Origin of the sequence: Mesorhizobium sp. M7A.F.Ca.CA.002.09.1.1, assembly GCF_003998555.1 — a bacterium.
Classification (GTDB): Bacteria; Pseudomonadota; Alphaproteobacteria; order Rhizobiales; family Rhizobiaceae; genus Mesorhizobium; species Mesorhizobium ciceri.
In genome coordinates this window covers 1-2,248 of the sequence record NZ_RZRR01000899.1, presented here as the reverse complement: position 1 = coordinate 2,248, position 2,248 = coordinate 1, and the positions used below count along the sequence as shown (strand labels likewise).

Annotated in this window: 2 protein-coding genes; both read right to left on the bottom strand. The window is 65.3% G+C overall.

Annotated elements, in window-relative coordinates:
• Positions 1-185: 185 nt before the first annotated feature.
• On the bottom strand, positions 186-1,337 hold the full coding sequence (locus EN994_RS28045; RefSeq protein ID WP_013532876.1) for an efflux RND transporter periplasmic adaptor subunit: 1,152 nt from the start codon (positions 1,335-1,337) through the stop codon (positions 186-188).
• 15 nt (positions 1,338-1,352) lie between these two features.
• The coding region (locus tag EN994_RS28040; RefSeq protein ID WP_164746263.1) for an efflux RND transporter permease subunit at positions 1,353-2,248 on the bottom strand (896 nt) is incomplete at its 5' end.

The following is a 2,248-nucleotide window of genomic DNA, read 5'->3' as shown; positions in this document are numbered from 1 at the left end:
CCGGTCGGCTGATTGCGCTCTCCTCGTCTCGGTGCACCTCGGGCACCCCTATTGTGCATTCATGCCGCCGGCCAAGGCCGACCGGGCCGATGTTGCCGGTCTGGTGGAACTGCTCAGTCGAGCGGCGCCCGCGACCTGTGGGAAGGCCGGGGCGCCGCGCTGAAGCCGGATCCTGACGGGGGTGTTCAGGTGGCCGGCTTTTCCGGTATCGGCGATACGGGCGCTCCGGGGCCGATCTTCTGCAGATTTCCCGTAATCACCTGGTCGCCCTCGGCGACGCCGCTGAGGATGGCGACCTGATCGCCGCTCGTCGGTCCGAGCGAAACCAGCCGCTGGTCGACCGTATTGCCCTTGCCGACGACATAGAGATATTTGCCGAGCTGGCTTGAGCCCAGCGCCGTCTGTGGCACCATCAGCGCATCGGCCTGCTCTCTCACATGCAGCCGGACACGGACATATTGGCCCGGCAGCAGCGTGAACTTGCCATTGCCGATCGTCGCGCGCGCCGTGATCGTGCCGGTCGAGCGGTCGACCGAATTGTCGATGAAGGTAAGCTCGCCCTTCTGGCTTGCCTCGGTCTGGCCGGGGAGCAGGACATCCACTTCGATCGGGCCGTTCGCACGGGCTTGCTCGATCTCGGTCAGATCCGTCTCGCTCGGGTTGAAGGTGACGTAGATCGGGTCGAGCTGCACCAGCGTGTTGAGCACGGTGCCGGCGACGCTGACCAGCGTTCCGACCGAGGCCTGGTTGCGGCCAAGGCGCCCGGCAAACGGCGCCCGGATTTCAGCGTAGCTCAGATTGAGCTCTGCCGTGCGGACCGCCGCCTGGTTCAGCGCCAGCGATGCCTGCGCTTCGCGCAAGGTGCTGGTGCGCTGGTCGAAGCCGTCCTTGGCGAGGTAGCCGCTCTTGGCGAGCTCGGTGCCGCGACCAAGATTCGAGCGGGCATAGTCGAGCGTCGCCGTGTCGCGCTGCACTTGGGCCTTGGCCTGGTCGAGCGCCGCCTGGAAGTCGTCAGGCGAGATCTTGTAGAGAAGATCGCCTTGCCGGACGTCGACGCCGTCGGCTGCGGTCTGCTCCTGCAGATAGCCGGGAATCCTCGCCTGTAAGGTGATGCTGCGGATCGGCTCTGTCCGCGCGGCATAGTCGAGGTAGATCGGGATCGTCTTCTTGACGACGCTGACCACCGGCACCGGCATGACGAACGCCGCCGGGGCGGGCGCCGCACCTGCCGTGCCGGCATTGAGGCTGAGATTGCCCATATCGAGCAGGTGGACGCTGGCCACCGAGATCGCACCCAGCGCGACAGCCGTTCCCAACGCGATTTTCCATTTACGCATGATCAGTCTCCAATCTTATTCGGCCGCTTCCGCCAGGGGCGGTAAAGCGTGCTCAGCAGTTGGTTCATTGTCTTGAGAGGTGGGCTCGTCTTTGCCGCGGCGTTCACGCAGCTGTTCGATGACCGCGTAGAACACCGGCACGAACACCAGCGACAGGATGGTCGCCGCGACCATGCCGCCGAACACGGTGGTGCCGATCGACTGCCGGCTTGCCGCACCGGCGCCGGTCGCAAACATCAGCGGCAGCACGCCGAGGATGAAGGCGAAGGCCGTCATCAGGATCGGCCGCAGCCTGAGCCGTGCCGCCTCCATCGCCGCGTCGACGATGCTGAGGCCTTCCTCGCGCCGTCGCCTTGCGAATTCGACGATCAGGATCGCATTCTTGGCCGCCAGGCCGATCAGCATGACGAAGCCGATCTGCGAGTAGACGTCGATCTGCATGCCACGCAGCAACAACGCTGCGAAGGCGCCGAACAGGGCCAGTGGCACCGCCAACAGCACCATGAACGGCATCGCCCAGCTCTCATACTGCATCGCCAGGATCAGGAAGACGAAGACAATGGCGAGGCCGAAGACGACGGACGCGATCGATCCTGCCTTGAGCTCCTGGAAGGTGATGCCGGTCCATTCGAAACCGAAATCCCTTGGCAGCGCGGTTGCAGCGGCCCGTTCCATGGCGGCAACCGCCTGGCCGGAGGAAAAGCCCGGTGCGGCGCCGCCATTGATCGAGGCCGAGGCATTGTTGTTGTAGTGCGGCACGGTCTCCGGGCCGACGAAGGGCACGAGTTTGCCCAGCGTCGAGAGCGGCACCATGCCGCCGGAGGCATTGCGCACATAGAGCCGCGAAATGTCGGCGGCACCTGCACGTGCATCCTTGTCGGCCTGGATGGTCACCCGGACGGTGCGGCCAA